The sequence below is a fragment of the Xanthomonas nasturtii genome (genome assembly GCF_001660815.1).
In the GTDB taxonomy this organism is placed as follows: domain Bacteria; phylum Pseudomonadota; class Gammaproteobacteria; order Xanthomonadales; family Xanthomonadaceae; genus Xanthomonas; species Xanthomonas nasturtii.
Genome location: NZ_LYMI01000042.1, coordinates 1 through 16,459, shown reverse-complemented (window position 1 = coordinate 16,459; position 16,459 = coordinate 1). Strand labels below are relative to the sequence as shown.

The window sequence follows — 16,459 nt, the reverse complement described above, 5'->3', positions numbered from 1 at the left end:
ATAGCGAGCATCGTCAGATGAGCACGCGCGCGGTGCGGGAGCTGCAGTGCTCAAGTGGCACATGCCGCATAAGCACCAAACACCGACCGCGCCGGCCCAGCGGCCACGCTGATGTTTGATTAGCCGCTCCAAGCGCCATCCTTCAACGTGCAACAGGCACCGGCGCATCCGCCTCGATCACGCCTTCGCGCTTGAGTTCTTCCCACACCGCTGCAGGAATCGCCACCCGCATCGATGCCGCATTGGCGTGCGCCTGCTCGGCCGTGCGCGCGCCAGGAATCACCGACGACACGACCTGCGGAGCAGCAGCAAATTGCAGCGATACGGTGCGTAGATCCATGCCATGCCGCTCGCAAACGGCCAGCGCTTTCTGCCGCTTGACCGGTGCCCATTCCGGCACCGTGCCGTCGTACAGATAACGCTCGCGGCCGGCCAGATACCCAGCCAGCAAGGGCGCACCCACCACCACCGAGGCGCCGTGTTTTGCGATCTTCGGGAAGGTGTCATGCAAGGCCTGCGCATGATCGAGCAGCGAGTACTGGCAGGCCAGCAGGAAGATATCCGGGTCGGCCTCTTCGATTGCGCGCAACGCAGGCTCCGGGCGATTGACGCCAAAGCCCCAGGCCTTGATCAGGCCCTCCTTGCGCATCTTGGTCAGCTCCGGCATCGCGCCCTTCACCGCTTCGGCAAAACGCTGCTCCCATGGCATGCCCAGGTCTTTTTCGTTCTCCGGCGACAGGTCGTGGATATAGGCGATGTCGATTTGCGACACGCCCAGACGCTGCAGGCTGTCTTCGATCGAACGCCGCACACCGGCAGCGCTGTAGTCGTAGCGATAGTCGAATGGCGAGGGCTGCACCCACATCGTCTTGGGCGGCTTGTCGGTGGCGGTGAGCAAGCGCCCGACCTTGGTCGACACCACGTAATCGTCGGCCGCGTGATTGTGCAGATGATGGCCGGTGCGCCGCTCCGACAAGCCCAGCCCGTACCATGGCGAGGTATCGAAATAACGCACCCCCGACTCCCACACCGCTGCGAGCGTCTGCTCGCTTTGTGCGTCGCTGGTGGGCGCAAAGCCATTGCCGATCGCCACGCCGCCAAAGCCCAGGCGACTGCGCGGCCGGTAACGTGCGCCCTTGACGACGGGATTGGTCGGCAATGCGTTCGCAGCGATTTTCCCACGCGTCGGCATCACACTGCCAGGCGCAGAAGCGTGTGCCAGCAGCGGTGCAGCGGCCAATGCCGCAGTGCCCGCAGCGGCCGCGGAAAGAAATTGGCGACGTGTATTCATCGGGATTCCTTGCAACAACGTGGCCCACGAGGATGGCCCCGCGCGTGTGCATGCCAGGTCAGCGAACTCAGCCCAGTGCTAGCGGATGCACCTGTGCGCGTGGCGCGCCATCGCCCAGCCACAGCGTGGCCACGCTGATCGGCAGACTGAAGCGACGTGGCCCGGCGCTGCCGGGATTGACGTACAACACGCCATCGCGTGTCTGGATCGCCGGCTTGTGCGAATGCCCGCTGATGACCACGTCTGCTGCAACGCCCGGCGCCAACGTTTTCAGATCGTGCAGCACATGGATGCGTACGCCACCAATCAGCACATCCAGCGTCTGCGGCAAGCCTGCTGCCCAGGGCTTGTTGTCGATATTGCCGGCAATCACATGCAGCGGCGCCAGCGCCTGCAACGCGGCGAGAATCTCCGGCTTGCCGACATCGCCGGCATGGATGATCGCATCGCTTCCCACGAGCGCGGCCACTGCTTCGGGTCGCAACAACCCGTGGGTGTCGGAGATCAGGCCGATGCGTGTGCCGGCGGGCATGGCGTCCTCTTGCGCAGACAGAAGCTGCGCATGCTACGCACTGCAAGTGCGCCGGACGTGAGGCCAGCGCGTGCAGAGGTCGGCACGTTGCAGCTCAACGCCGTGCAGGTACTACTATGTTCACTGCTACACGCCTGCACCAGCAGTCACCTGCGGCGTTCACTACTACATGCCTGCACCGGCAATCACCCGCAGCGTAGAGTGAGAAAAAAACGTAGCGAGCGGCCGTCAGATGGGTGCGGGCGGCGCGCTTAGAACCACTGCGTACGCGTGGTGCATGCCGCATCGGGCAGCGACCGCGCGCGCCTGGCGGTGAACGCAGTCATCTGTTCGCCGCTGCTAAGCGACCCCGCGCGCCGGCCATGCCCACACGCTGTTGGGATCGCCCTGCATGCCACGGCGTTTGCTCGCAGCCGCCATGCGCCAGTACGCCCAGGCCATCAGCAATGCGATCAGATCGACACCGAGCACGCTCGCACTCTGCCACGGCGCGGTTGCGCCATGTGCGCCAACGCAGCTGGCCAGCGGAATCAGCGCCGTCAACACAGCGCAGGCCAGCAAGACCTCATACGCACCGCGTGCGGTGGGGCGGACCAGGGCCCACAGCAGCGTTGCGGCGAACACTGCGTAATAGACGTAGCGCTCCTGGCCCTGCGGCAGGTACCGCGCAGCGATAAACAGCGCCGAGATGCCGGCCACACTGCCCAGGCAGACACCGACGGTGAGCCGCGCCATCGCATGCGTGCGACGCGGCTGCGCCATGGCGCGGCGCTTGCGCCGGGTTTCGACCCACAACAGGTTGCCGCTGTAGAACAGGAACGCGCCGCCGAGGCCGAGCAGGAAGTACAGCCACTGCACCGCCACATGCCCGAAGTTGCCGAAATGCAGCGCCTGTAACCCGCGCAACGCAGCGGTGCCGGGCGACATCGTGGCCGGCTCCAGCACGCGCAGCACCTGCCCGGTGCTGGCATCCAGTGCCACGCCGCCCAAGGTGTTGAGCCGGCGCTGGTCGTGATGGCCGTAGACTTCCACCCGCGCATGGGCATCGCCGGCATCGTGATAGGCCAGGCTTTCCGGCACGAAGCCGGGGCTGGCTGTCACTGCCTTGTCCAACAGGACCGCCACCGGCAGCAACGGCGCTGCACGCTTGGCCGGCGCTACATGCGGTGCCAGTTCGAAATCCGGCTCCAGGATCTGCATCAGCTTGCCGTCGAACACCAGGAACTGGAACGGCGCCAGCAGCAGCACGCCCAGGCACAGCACCGCGCCGGACCAGGCAAAGATCACATGGAATGGCAGCGACAGCATGCCCACCAGATTGTGCGCGTCCTGCCACAGCCGCTTGAGGTTGGTGCCCACGCGCAGCGCGAACAGGTCTTTGAAAAACACCGGCGCGTACAGCACCACGCCGCTGACCAACGCCAGCCCGTACAACACGCTCACCACCCCGAACAGATAGGTGCCAACCACGCGCGGCAGACCGGCGGTGAAGTGCAGGTCGTAGAGAAAATCCGCAAAGCCCACGCGCTGCGGCAACTCCAGCAGGCCGCCATCGGGCCCCGCCTGATACTGGCGCATACCGCCGCTGGCATCGGCCTGCGCGCCATACCAATACACCCGCGCAATCGGCCCGTGTTCGCCCGGCAACAGCAGCAAAAACGATTCGGCCACCTGCGGGTGCGTGGCGATGACCGTGTCCAGCAAGGACTGCGCCGCAGCGACCGGGTTGGCAGGCGCCTTCGTGGCAACCGCCGGCGCACTCTGCCACTCGCTGAGCTGATGCGTGAACACGGTGATGGCACCGGCATAGAAGGCAATGAACAAGGCCATGCCGGCCAGCAACCCCATCCAGCTGTGCACGGACAGAAACGCGCGCAAGGTCGATGCGTTCATGTGCTCAGCTCCGTCCAGCCCAGGGCCTTGATGGCGGCGAGTGCGAGGTAGCACAGCAGCGTCAGCCCGCCGAGCATGCTCCAGGCATGCGATGCCCGCCGGAACACGAACGGCAACGCCATCGCACCGATCCAGACCGGAAACATCAGCAGCAACCACGCCAGGGTGTAGCGCTGTTGCGGCCCCGGCAGCAGCAAGGCGCACAGCCCAACCACGCCCACCGCAAGCGGCAGGCCCAGCACCACCGCACTCAACCATCTAGCCCACATGGCGTGCCTGCCTGCGTTGCACGCGCACCTGCCGCCAGACATCCAGCACCGGCAGCGCCACTGCCGCCAGCATCAGCGCCGTCACTGCGGCAAAGATGCCGGCCCACACGCCCAGCGCATGCATGGCGCAGGCCAGCGATAACGCCAACACCATGCAGCCACCGGCGCGCAGCACGCGCGCCGACGGGCGTCGCTGCAGCAGCAGACGTTGATGCGTGGTTGCCAGATAAAACGCCAAGGCCGAGGCGGCAGCGGCAAGCAGATAGAATGCGGTCATCAGCACGCTCATGCGCCAGCCTGCATCGAGGTGAGCGAAGGCAGCGCACCACGCTGCGCACAGCGCGCGCGGCGAGGTTGCGCCCTCGCGTGCAGCGGCACCACCACCGCCCACACACCTGCTTGCGCACGGCCATGCACGCCCAAAACGCAGCGAACGGCCGCAAGCAGCGGAAAAGCAATCACAGCGATCAAAACGCCCACGCACACCACTCCCGCAAGAGGATCGACGGAAGGCATGGCGGCGGCTGTGCCCGGCAGCCCTCCCCGGGCCGCCTGAAAGAAGCGGTAGGCAATCCTGCGGCGCTGCACGGTAGGCATGCACAGCAGTGTCGACCACTCCAAGATGAGCTAACAAACCGTTGCACGCCCGCAAGGCGGACACTGGCTACGTTGTGTTGGCCACTCTACGGCGCGCAATCTAACAGGTGGCACACCGCCGGACCAGCTGTCCGGCGGTGTGCGTGACGCATCAGCCGTGCGGCGTCAGCACGATGGCGCCAAGCGGCGGCAACAGCAATGGCAGCGATTGCGCATGGCCATGCATGGACTGCTGCTCTGCCGTCACGATGCCGCCATTGCCCAGGTTCGCACCGCCGTAGATGCCGGCGTCGCTGTTGAACACCTCACGCCACTGGCCGCCTTGCGGCACGCCGATGCGGTAGCCGTGCTGCACCACCGGGGTGAAGTTGATGACCACCAGTAACGGTGCATCGCCGCGTTTGCCCTTGCGCAGGAACGCCAGCACGCTATTGGCGGCATCGTCGCCCACCACCCAGGCAAACCCGGCCGGGTCGTCGTCGTGCGCATGCAGCGCGGGATATTCCGCGTACAACCGGTTGAGATCGCGCACCAGGGTCTGTACCCCGCGGTGGCGCGGGTCGTCGAACAGGTGCCACGGAATGCTGGCGTCGTGGTTCCACTCGGTGGGCTGGCCGAACTCGCAGCCCATGAACAGCAACTTTCGCCCCGGGTGCGTGAACATGTAGCCCAGATACGCGCGCAGGTTGGCAAAGCGCTGCCACTCGTCGCCTGGCATGCGGCCCAGCAAGGAACCCTTGCCGTGCACCACTTCATCGTGCGAAATCGGCAGCACGAAGCGCTCCGAATACGCATAGACCATGCTGAAAGTCAGCTCGCCGTGGTGGTAGCGGCGATAGATCGGGTCCAGCCCCGCGTAGTGCAAGGTGTCGTGCATCCAGCCCATGTTCCACTTGTAGTGGAAGCCCAGGCCACCGTGCGCCACATCGGCGGTGACACCGGGGAATGCGGTGGATTCTTCGGCAATCATCACCGCGCCCGGTGTGTGCTCGCGCACCACTTCGTTGAGCCGGCGCAGGAAGGCGATGGTTTCGTAGTTTTCGCGCCCGCCATGGATGTTGGGCACCCACTCGCCGGCATTGCGGCTGTAATCGCGGTACAGCATCGAAGCCACCGCATCCACGCGCAGCCCGTCCACGTGGTAACGCTGCAAGAACTCCATCGCACTGGCGATCAAAAAGCCGGACACCTCGCGGCGGCCATGGTTGTAGATCAAGGTGTTCCAGTCGCGGTGGAAGCCTTCGCGCGGGTCGGCGTGTTCGTACAGCGCAGTGCCGTCGAAATGCGCCAGGCCATGCGCGTCGGTGGGAAAGTGCGCCGGCACCCAATCCACCAGCACGCCGATGCCTTCGCGGTGACAACGGTCGACGAAGCGGGCAAAGCCGTCCGGCGAGCCGAAACGCGCGGTGGGCGCGAACAGACCCAGCGGTTGATAGCCCCACGAGCCGCCGAACGGATGCTCGGTCACCGGCATCAATTCGACATGGGTGAAGCCCATATCGGCCACGTATGGAATCAGCCGATCCGCCAGGCCGTCCCAGTCCAGGTCCACGCCTTCTTCGCGCAGCCAGGAACCGGCGTGGATCTCGTAGATGCTCATCGGTGCGTCGTGTGCCTGGCGGCGCGCACGCGTGGCCATCCAGCCATCGTCGCTCCACTGGAACGGCGCCGGGTCGGCCACGATCGAGGCGGTGCCGGGCGCCAGTTCGGCGCGCCGCGCCACCGGGTCGGCCTTGGCCGGCAATTCGTGCCCATGCGGGCCGCGCAGCTGGTACTTGTAGTGCGCACCGGGGCCAACGTCGGGTACGAACAGCTCCCATACGCCGGACTGATGCCGCAGCCGCATCGGGTGGCGGCGCGCATCCCAGCTATTGAAGTCGCCCACCACCGCCACGCGCGAGGCATTGGGCGCCCACACCGCAAAGCGCGTGCCGCGCACGCCATCCACCTCGACCACATTGGCGCCCAGCGCGTCGGCCAGCTGCAGATGGTGGCCTTCGCTGATCAGGTGCAGGTCGAAGTCGCTGAGCTGCGGGCCGAATGCGTAAGGGTCTGCGGTTTCCTGCTTGCCACCGGGCCAGCCGATGCGCAGCCGGTAGCCGCCCTGCGCCGGCAAGTCGCCGGCAAACAGGCCCGGCTCCGGGCCGGCCTCCAGGGCGATCGTCTGGCCGTCGTCGAGCACGGCGCTTACCTGGTTGGCGCCCGGCAGATAGGTGCGCAACACGCGCCCGGTCTCGGTCGGATGCGCGCCCAAGACGGCGAAGGCATCGCCGTGGCGTGATTCGGCCAGCGCGCGTACCACGCCGGGGTCCCATCGATTGGTCACTGCTGTCATTACTCCACTCATCATGTGTCTCCTGCACCGGCACGTGCACGTTGCAGGATGCGTCGCAAGCCTTCGATCGGCACCATCAACCAGCCTGGGCGATTGGCCGCTTCGTAACGCACTTCGTAACAGGCCTTCTCCACCAGGAACAGCAAGGTGGCCGCGTTGAACGCCGCCGGCGCAATCCACGGGTGGGCGCTGGCGTCGAGGACGGCATGGTAAGCGTCCAGGAAGGCTTGCGTGGAGCGGCGGCGGAACTGCACCAGGAATTCGTCCAGATGCGTGTCCACACCGACGCCTGCACGCGCAGCCGTGCCCTCTTCGCCACGTGCCGAGACTTCGCTGGCGTAATCGAGCGAGCGCAGGAAGCCGGCTACATCGCGTAGCGGGCTGGCCTTGGCGCGGCGTTCGGCCAGCGGTTTGGCCGGCTCGCCTTCGAAGTCGATCAACACCACATCGTCGAAGGCCACCAGGATCTGGCCCAGGTGGAAGTCGCCATGCACGCGGGTCAGCAGCGAATCGGCCAGCACGCTGGGCGCCTTGGCCAACAGGCTGTCCAGTTGCGGGCGCTGCGCCAGCACCGCTTCCAGCGCCTCGCGCTCGATGGCGTCGTCGGTGCCTGCCAGCCGCGTATTGACCGTGTCCCACATCTCTTCGACCTGCCGCGCCACGCCGGCCACCACATCGTTGGCGGCGGGCAGGTCGATGCGCTGCGGGGCAAAGTCGGCATCGTCGCTGGCACGCGACAAGGCTTCATGCAGCTCGGCCAGGCGCTTGCCGACCACCGCAGCGAAGGCGTCGTACCCGGCAATGGCTTCGGCGCGTGCTTCGTCGGTTTGCGCAGTGGCGTATTCGTCGAAGCTGCGCGCCAGATGATCCAGCGTCCAGCGCCAGGCATCGCCCTGGTTGCGGATGAAGCCCTGCAACAAGGCGATGGTGGTAACGGTGCCCTGCGCATCGATCCGGCTGACGCTGCCCAGCAACGGCGCAGCATTGGCGTAGCCCATCTCGGTCAGGCGACGGCCGATCTCGATCTCCGGGTTTGCCCCGTCGGCCACATGCCGCAGCAGCTTGAACACCGCCTTGTCGGCCACCACCAGCGAGCTGTTGCTCTGTTCGGCCGACAACCAGCGGATGTCCGGGTCGGTAGGGATCTCCAGCCTGGCCAGTGCAGGCGTCGCTTCGAAGCGCACCTGGCCCTGCTGCGCGGCATCGTCGCCATCGCGTACGTCCAGCACCGCATTGCTGCGCAGCGCATCGATCACGCCACGTACCATCGGCTTGAGCGCAAACGCATCGGTGAGATAGCCCACCTCACGGCCCTGGCGCACGCGCGCCAACGCCAGCTGCTCGGCCAGCGTGCTGGGGTGGTCGCGCTCCCACACGATGCCGATCGGCAGCATGTAGCGCTCGTGGCGGCCGTCTTCCAGCTCCGCGTCCAGTTCCAGCAGGCTCATCGGCTCATCGCCCGGCAACGGTGTGCGACGCGCGATGCGCACGCTACGCAGCGCCTGGTCCTTGGCCGAGAACCAGCGCCGCGCCGACAACCAGGCCGGCAGGATCTCGGCTTCCAGCGTGGGCAGATGCGGCAACAGCGCGGCGGCCTCGTCGGTGTCGCTGCGCAGCACCAGCGTGCGGTAATCCGGCAACGGCACCGGGCTGGGCACATGCCAATCCGGCAAGGTGCCTTCGCTCACCAGCTGGAACGCGTAGAAACCGAACGGCGGCACCGTGAGCAGGTAGGTCAGCCGGCCGATCGGCGGGAAGCTGCCGCCGCCGATGATGTCCACCGGCACGCGGCCTTCGAACTCGGACAGGTCCAGCTCCACCGCCTGCAGCGTGTGCGACAGGTTGGCCACGCACAGCACGGTCTCGTCCTGATAGCAGCGCAGGTAGGCCAGCATGCGGCGGTTGCCCGGGTACAGGAAGCGCAGGCTGCCGCGCCCGAACGCCTGGTAGCGCTTGCGCACGCTGAGCACGCGGCGGGTCCAGGTGAGCAGCGAATGCTGGTCGCGGATCTGCGCCTCCACATTCACTGCCTGGAATCCGTACAGCGGGTCCATCACCGGCGGCAGCACCAGCTGCGCGGGGTCGGCGCGCGAGAAGCCACCGTTGCGGTCGATCGACCACTGCATCGGCGTGCGCACGCCATCGCGGTCACCCAGATGGATGTTGTCGCCCATGCCGATTTCATCGCCGTAATACAGCACCGGCGTGCCGGGCATGGTCAGCAGCAACGAGGTCATCAACTCGATGCGGCGACGGTCGCGTTCCAGCAACGGTGCCAGGCGGCGGCGGATGCCCAGATTGATGCGCGCGCGGCGGTCGGCGGCATAGGTTTGCCACAGATAATCGCGCTCCGAATCGGTGACCATTTCCAACGTCAACTCGTCGTGGTTGCGCAGGAAGATCGCCCACTGGCAGCTCTCCGGAATCTCCGGGGTCTGGCGCATGATGTCGGTGATGGGGAAGCGGTCTTCGCGCGCGATGGCCATGTACATGCGCGGCATCAGCGGGAAGTGGAACGCCATATGGCATTCGTCGGCGTTCTGGCCGAAGTACTGCTGGGTATCTTCCGGCCACATGTTGGCCTCGGCCAGCAGCATGCGGTCCGGGTACTCGGCATCCAGCGTGGCGCGGATCTTGCGCAGGATCGCGTGGGTTTCCGGCAGGTTCTCATTCGAGGTGCCAGAGCGCTCGATCAGGTACGGCACCGCATCCAGACGCAGGCCATCCACACCGCGGTCCAGCCAGAAGCGCATCACTTCCAGCACCGCTTCCAGCACCGCGGGGTTGTCGAAGTTCAGGTCCGGCTGATGCGAGTAGAAGCGGTGCCAGAAGTACTGCCCGGCCACCGGGTCCCAGGTCCAGTTGGACTTTTCGGTGTCGCAGAAGATGATGCGCGTGCCTTCGTATTCCTGGTCGGTGTCCGACCACACATAGAAGTCGCGCTCGGGCGAACCCGCTGGCGCATTGCGTGCACGCTGGAACCACGGGTGCTGGTCGGAGGTGTGGTTGATCACCAGCTCGGTGACGATACGGATGCCGCGTGCATGCGCTTGCGCCACCAGCTGTTCGAAATCCTCGATGCTGCCGTAGTCCGGGTGCACCGCCATGTATTCGGCGATGTCGTAGCCGTCATCGCGGCGCGGGCTTGGGTAGAACGGCAGCAACCAGATGGTATCTACGCCCAGTTCGGCGATGTAGTCCAGCTTGGAGATCAACCCCGGAAAATCGCCGATGCCATCGTCGTTGGAGTCGAAAAACGACTTGACGTGCACCTGATAGATGATGGCGTCCTTGTACCAGAGCTGGTCGGCGACAACTGCCGACTGTTCTGCATCGGCTTGTAAAGCGGGAACTGCATTCATGCGACCTCTCCTGCGCGGATGCGCCATAACGCGAACGGTCGCGTTGCTTCTAGACGGATGTGTTGGTATTTGCCTTGCCACTCGAACCGATGCCCGTCCCACAGATCTTCCACCGCAACGGTGGCGTGATCGGGCAGGCCCAGCTCCCACAACGGGATTTCGATATCCGCATCCTGCCCGGCATGCGGGTCCAGATTGACCGCCACCAGCACCATGCTGCGGCTGCGCGAGAGGTAACCGGCATCCAGGAACTTGCCGAAGTACAGCACCTGATCGTTGTGCGCCTGGTAGAAGCGCGTGCCCAGGTGCGACTGCAGCTCCGGATGCATGCGGCGCAGCTGATTGAAGCGGGTGATCTCATCGACGATGTCGCCGGGCGCACGCTCGGGCCACGCGCGCAGCTGGAATTTTTCCGAGTCCAGATACTCTTCCTTGCCCGGCGCCAGCGGCGTGGCTTCGCACAATTCGAAGCCTTGGTACATGCCCCACAGACCGGACAAGGTGGTCGCCAGCGCGGCACGGATCAGGTGCCCGTTGCGCCCGCTGTGTTGCAGGAACGTGGGGTTGATGTCCGGTGTGTTGACGAAGAAATGCGGGCGGAAGCATTCGCGCGGCACGCCGTCGTTCAACTCTTCCACGTACTCCTGCAGCTCGTGCTTGTGGTTGCGCCAGGTGAAGTAGGTGTAGGACTGCGAAAAGCCGCACTTGGCCAGCCGGTACATCATCTTCGGACGGGTGAACGCCTCCGACAAAAACACCACGTCCGGCCGGCGCCCGCGGATATCGGCAATCAACCATTCCCAGAACGGGAACGGCTTGGTGTGCGGGTTGTCCACGCGGAACAGCGTGACGCCTTCGTTGACCCAGAACAGCACCGCATCGCGCAGCGTGTTCCACAGGTCCGGCACCGCACCGCTGGCGTAGAAATCGACGTTGACGATGTCCTGGTATTTCTTCGGCGGGTTCTCCGCATACGGGATGGACCCATCCGCGCGCCAGGTGAACCAGTCCTTGTGGTCCTTCAACCACGGATGGTCGGGCGCGCACTGGATTGCGAAATCCAATGCCACTTCCAGCCCGTGCGCACGCGCGGCCTGGATCAGGCGACGAAACCCGTCCAGCCCGCCGAGTTCGGCATGCACCTCGGTGTGCCCGCCATCGCTGGCACCAATCGCATACGGGCTGCCCGGTTCGCCCTCGACTGCGGTGACCGAGTTGTTGCGGCCCTTGCGGTTGTTCAAGCCGATCGGGTGGATCGGCGGCATGTACAGCACATCGAAGTTCATCGCGCGGATGTGCGCCAGCCGCTTGATCACATCGTCGAAGGTGCCGTGCCGCTGCGGGTCGCCGCTTTGCGAACGCGGGAACAATTCGTACCAGCTGGCAAAGTGCGCCGCGCGGCGCTCCGACTCCACCCGGTAGGTCACCGGCGTTTCGGAGCGGAACGGCTTGTCGTCGGCCAGCGCCATGGCCTGCGCGGTGTCCGGCTCCAGCACAATGGCCAACTGCTGCAAGGGCTCGCTCTGCGCGCCGATACGGGTAAGCACCGCCTGCAGGCGCTCGGCCAGCGCGCCACTGCTACGCGCATGCGCGGCCTGCACCACGGCGACGGCTTCCTGCACGTCCACCGGCAGCACCGTGTTGGCCGCGCGCTTCTTTTCCAGGTCCGCATGCAAGGTGGCGAATACGTCGCGCCAGCCTTCCACGCGGAACTCATAGGTGCCGATGCGCTCCAGCGGGAATTCCGCACGCCAGCGGTCGTTGCCCAGTGCACGCATCGGTGCGCTGGCCCAGGTCTTGGCATCGGCCGGGCGCCACAGCACCGCTACCGCGATGCGGTCGTGCCCGTCGCAGAACGCATCGGCTTCCACACAGATACGGTCGCCCACCGTGCGCTTGACCGGGAAACGGCCGTTGTCCACCGACGGTGTCACCGATTCGATGCAGACCCGCGGCCAGGTGGCGGCAGTCTGTGCACGCGGGCGCATACGCGGCACCGCCAGCACGTGGCGCGCCGGCACGCTGCGATACACGCGCACCTCGCCCGGCTCCAGCGCGTCGAGCGTTGCGCCGGACAAAGTACGGCCGTCTTCGGCCACCAGCGCTTCGGCTTCGCCGAGCAAGCGCAACAGATCCGATGCCGGCACCGGTACCACATGCCGCGTATCGCCATTGATCAATAACAAGGAGGGCAAGCCGCCCAGCGGCTCCACTGCCACCGCGGTCAGGCCGGTGGCTTCGCGCAGCAGCGGCCGCAACCGCATGCCCGCGTTGCTGGTGGGCAAACCATCGGTAGCGCGAATCGATAGCGGCAACGCGGCCAGGTGCGCATCGTCCAGCAACCACGCGCCACCCAGGGCCAGCGCCAGCTGCCAGTGCTGGTCGGGCGCGGCGGCACGCTTGCCGTCCGGTGCATCCAGCACGGCAATCACCTGCGAGGCCAATGCACGCAGCGCGGTGTCTTCATCGAAGAACCAGCTGCCGCGGCCATCCCACCATGCCAGCGACGAGAACGCCGCATCGAAGCCGGCACCGGACAGCTGTTGCAACGCCTCCAGCCCCAGCCCGGGCGTCCACGCCGCAAACACCACTTCCGGCACCTGCGCATGCACGCGGGCGATCAACTCGCGCCAACGTTGCGCCGGCACCTGCTGCGGCTGCAATAGACGGAACCCGGCCACACCTTGCCCGGCCCACTCCAGCAAGCGTGCGCTCCACCACTCCACCAGCGCAGCGCCCTCTTGCGCATAGCTGAAGCGCGCCTCGGCCACTTCCGGCGTGGCGCGCGGCTGACGCGGGTCCGGCACCGCCGTACTGCGTGCGCGGAACCATTGCGGGTTTTCGCGTACCACCGCGCTGGCCCCGCCCACTTCATCCAGCCGCAGATCAATCAGCAGCTTGACCCCGGCGCGATGCCCGGCCTGCGCCGCCTCACGCAACGGGCCGTGCTGCGCATCGGCAGCAGCGGCCGGCTCGATCAGCCGGCCATCCGCATCACGCTCGAACGGCGCAGCCATCACCACGTAATCGCACCCGGCCTCACGCGCCGCTACGCAGCGCAGCTCCAGCCCGGTGGCGCTCGGTGTCGTTTCATTGAGTACACAGATCCGCATGACCGCCCCTCAGCAGGCAACGGCGCGCGAACGCACCATCAAGGTGGACGCCACGCGGCACATGCCGCTCCATGCCGCTGCAAGCGCTTGCTGCCAACACGCCGGCCCTCCGCCCGCTCGGACCGATGCGAGCAGCAGCGACGCATGCTGCGCCGCCGCCTGCCGCATTGCTGCCCGCCCGCTCAACGCCTGGTCGACCCTGCCTACCATGACTGCACTCATGCGCAACTCCGCAACGATTCTTGACCCATGCAGTCAAGCATCCCCACTGCGAATTTCATGTGTCGGTCGAATTGACGAAAATCAAACAAGCGCGGCTGTGGACCCCGGACACTGACGCACGCGAATCCACCAGCTTGCGTCGCAACCTGGTGCCGGAAGACAAGTGACTGGATACGATGGCGCAGTGGCCGTAGCCGCAAAGGCCAAGTGGGTCGCCTGAAGCTACATATAAGCGACAGTATGAGTAGAACTACGTTGCTGTAGAGCGACCACTGCAGTGGCCGCTTCAATGCGTTTGCGCCACGATCACTAAGCGCTCGCAGAGCGACGCGCTGCCGCGCGGTCGCGGCAGCGCGCTCACACGGGTCAATCCGTGCCGTACTTCGGATTATACGGGCCGTACAACAGCCCACAAGGATGCCCTGTCGAAAGCAGACGCTGGCTTGCTACATTGCCAATCTCATGGCTCCGATCAGTCACCTGATTGATCACTTGGTTCACCGCTGCCGTGACCAGCATTCCAATCAAGCCACCACCACTGTTCTGATTTTCGCCACTCGATGCCTGTGCCTGACCCTGCCACAGAGTCGTTCCGCTACGCAGGTCAACCAACTTCGCTTTGGCAGACACGATCACCACGCTATTGATCACCTGATACACCGAGCCGTACTTGTCGACGGTGATATACAGCGCCGCATCTGCGCCGAAGATTTCACGCAATTTCTCGGGAGCGACATTCTGCGCGTCATCGGCCACGGTAATGCCGTTCTGCTTGAACGTCTCGTATACCGGTGCCACCGGCATCACATAGTAGCCGGCCTCAGCGAGCGGTAACGTGGTCACCGACAGCACACTCAAGCTCGCATCTACGTCAGGCGCATTGCTCACCGGAGGCAGCACGAGAATCGAGCGTGGTTTGCTTGCCTTGTACGCAGTGTAATCGCGCGCATGGCCACGCGCACTGTGGTCGAAGACGTATTGCAGCCGGGCGCGGGCCCTGAAGCAGTGATCCATGCAGGTGGCGCAATGCGCATTGGCACCGACGCCTTGCGTAACGAATACGCCCGCATCGCCGCCGGCGGAGACCTGGGCATCAGCGGGCTCACCCGCAATGCCGATGTCACCAACCTCGCCTACACGTTGTTCCGCACCCACAGCTTCAGCAACGTCACCACGGCCTATAACGGCACCACGCGCAGTTGGAGCAACCCGTCCATCTCCGAGCAGATCGGCCAGGTGGGTGGCGCGATCACCAGTGGCGGCACGCTGAGCATCGATGTCGGCGACCTGAGCAACCTCAATCAGGGGCGCCACGCGCCCAACGTCCAGAACGGCGCAGCGGTCGCCAACTTCAACCTGCAGGGGCCGCAGACAGCGCCGGGCGGCTCCGGTAACGGCACTGTGCGTGGTCCGGGCAGCGTGTCGGCCAATGCTGCCGATCGCGCACTTGCGGCGGTCACGCAAGCGGCCAGCGGTGGCAGTGCCGGTGCCGTTGGCAACGTGGGCGGCAGCGGGCCGGTCAGCGGCGCGCGCGTGGTCACTGCGGTCGGCGGCTCGCCAGATCGAATTGTCATGGGCACGCCCGATACGCGTGCGCCCACCGGCAGCCTGTTTACGGTGAGACCGTCTGCAGGCAACTATCTGGTCGAAACCGACCCGCAGTTCACCGACTACCGCAGCTGGTTGGGCTCGGACTATCTGCTCAACCAGATGGGCTACTCCGCAGATAGCCTGCAAGAACGCCTGGGCGATGGCTATTACGAGCAGAAGCTGGTGCGCGAGCAGATCGGCCAACTCACCGGCCGGCGTTTTCTGGAAGGCTACAAGAGCGACGAAGCCCAATACCAGGCGTTGCTGGATGCCGGCGCCACCATCGGCAAAGCATGGAATCTGCGCCCCGGCGTAGCGCTGACCGACGCGCAGATGGCCCAGCTCACCAGCGACATCGTCTGGCTGGTGGAGCAGACCGTCACCCTGCCCGATGGCAGCACCACCACCGCGCTCGTGCCGCAGGTGTACCTGCGATTGCGCCCCGGCGATCTGGAAACCGGCGGTGCCTTGCTGGCCGGTGCCAACGTCGACGTCACCCTGGCCGGTGGCTTGAAGAACACCGGCACCATTGCCGGCCGTCAGCTGGTATCCATCGATGCCGGCCGCATCGAGCACCTGGGCGGCAGCATCAGCGGCGACCAGGTGGGGCTGCGCTCTGCCAGCGACATCCGCATCGCAGGTGCCACCGTCACCGCCGTGGATGCGCTGAGCGTGCAGGCGGTCGGCGATGTCACGGTGGCTTCCACCGTGGAGACGCTCGAAGGCGGCGGCTTCCACCAGTACAGCACCACCCAGCTCGAGCGCGTGGCTGGCCTGTATGTCACCGGCACCAACGGCAACGGCGTGTTGTCGGTGGTGGCTGGCCGCGACGTCAACCTGCAGGCGGCGCAGATTCGCAACGCCGGCACTGATGGCGTCACCCAGCTGGTGGCAGGCAATAACCTCAACGTCGGCACGCAGACGCTCTCGCGCAGCACCGATACCACCGCCAACGACCGCAACTTCCAGCGCAGTAGCGAGACTACCCAGGCCGGCACGACCATCCAGGGCGCAGGCGACGTGGTGCTGGCAGCGGGCAACGATCTGAATCTAACGGCCGCGCAAGTGGGCGCGGGCAAGGCCATGGCCTTGCAGGCCGGGCGCGACATCAACAGCACAGCGGCGGTACGACGTCCCCCCGATTTTGAGTAGCGCCGCAGTTTGGAGTCCAATTCCCTACCCGAAGGAGATTGGACGTGAAGAAGCGTTTTACTGACGAGCAGGTCATCGGCTTTCTGTGTGAGGCCGAAAGCGG

The 16,459-nt window shown here is 65.6% G+C and carries 11 protein-coding genes and 1 other RNA gene; 1 reads left to right on the top strand and 11 read right to left on the bottom strand.

Annotated features, from left to right (window positions below; translation table 11 throughout):
- Positions 1–142: 142 nt before the first annotated feature.
- The 11 genes from A7D16_RS15000 to A7D16_RS14945 form a co-directional block, all read right to left on the bottom strand.
- On the bottom strand, positions 143–1,291 hold the full coding sequence (locus tag A7D16_RS15000) for an aldo/keto reductase (protein ID WP_064634085.1): 1,149 nt from the start codon (positions 1,289–1,291) through the stop codon (positions 143–145).
- Positions 1,292–1,358: 67 nt separating this feature from the next.
- A complete protein-coding gene (locus A7D16_RS14995) occupies positions 1,359–1,823 on the bottom strand; it encodes a metallophosphoesterase family protein (protein WP_064634083.1) in 465 nt (154 codons plus the stop codon).
- Between the two features lie 202 nt (positions 1,824–2,025).
- Positions 2,026–2,102, bottom strand: a non-coding RNA gene (locus tag A7D16_RS14990) — sX9 sRNA.
- A gap of 60 nt (positions 2,103–2,162) precedes the next feature.
- A complete protein-coding gene (locus A7D16_RS14985; protein WP_064634081.1) occupies positions 2,163–3,716 on the bottom strand; it encodes a PepSY-associated TM helix domain-containing protein in 1,554 nt (517 codons plus the stop codon).
- Positions 3,713–3,985 (bottom strand): hypothetical protein, encoded by a 273-nt coding sequence (locus A7D16_RS14980; RefSeq protein ID WP_064634079.1) that lies wholly within the window; start codon positions 3,983–3,985, stop codon positions 3,713–3,715. The genes A7D16_RS14985 and A7D16_RS14980 overlap by 4 nt, the downstream gene beginning before the upstream one ends.
- The gene (locus tag A7D16_RS14975; protein WP_064634076.1) at positions 3,975–4,274 is read right to left on the bottom strand and encodes a hypothetical protein; all 300 of its coding nucleotides are present in this window, start codon (positions 4,272–4,274) and stop codon (positions 3,975–3,977) included. The genes A7D16_RS14980 and A7D16_RS14975 overlap by 11 nt, the downstream gene beginning before the upstream one ends.
- Positions 4,271–4,582, bottom strand: coding sequence for a hypothetical protein (locus A7D16_RS14970; RefSeq protein WP_153043172.1), 312 nt, complete (start codon positions 4,580–4,582; stop codon positions 4,271–4,273). The genes A7D16_RS14975 and A7D16_RS14970 overlap by 4 nt, the downstream gene beginning before the upstream one ends.
- 151 nt (positions 4,583–4,733) lie before the next feature.
- Positions 4,734–6,917, bottom strand: a complete 2,184-nt coding sequence (gene glgB / locus A7D16_RS14965) for a 1,4-alpha-glucan branching protein GlgB (protein WP_064634072.1) — start codon at positions 6,915–6,917, stop codon at positions 4,734–4,736.
- 11 nt (positions 6,918–6,928) lie between these two features.
- The gene (gene treS / locus A7D16_RS14960) at positions 6,929–10,279 is read right to left on the bottom strand and encodes a maltose alpha-D-glucosyltransferase (RefSeq protein ID WP_064634070.1); all 3,351 of its coding nucleotides are present in this window, start codon (positions 10,277–10,279) and stop codon (positions 6,929–6,931) included.
- Entirely contained in the window at positions 10,276–13,392 is a 3,117-nt protein-coding gene (locus tag A7D16_RS14955; RefSeq protein ID WP_064634068.1) for a maltotransferase domain-containing protein, read from the bottom strand. Before A7D16_RS14955 ends, treS begins: the two co-directional genes overlap by 4 nt.
- Before the next feature lie 588 nt (positions 13,393–13,980).
- Positions 13,981–14,628: a DUF799 domain-containing protein gene (locus tag A7D16_RS14945; RefSeq protein ID WP_064634110.1), complete on the bottom strand. Its 648-nt coding sequence runs from the start codon at positions 14,626–14,628 to the stop codon at positions 13,981–13,983.
- Here A7D16_RS14945 and A7D16_RS14940 point away from each other — a divergent pair.
- A complete protein-coding gene (locus A7D16_RS14940) occupies positions 14,563–16,356 on the top strand; it encodes a hemagglutinin repeat-containing protein (RefSeq protein ID WP_445082127.1) in 1,794 nt (597 codons plus the stop codon). The genes A7D16_RS14945 and A7D16_RS14940 overlap by 66 nt on opposite strands.
- Positions 16,357–16,459: the final 103 nt, after the last annotated feature.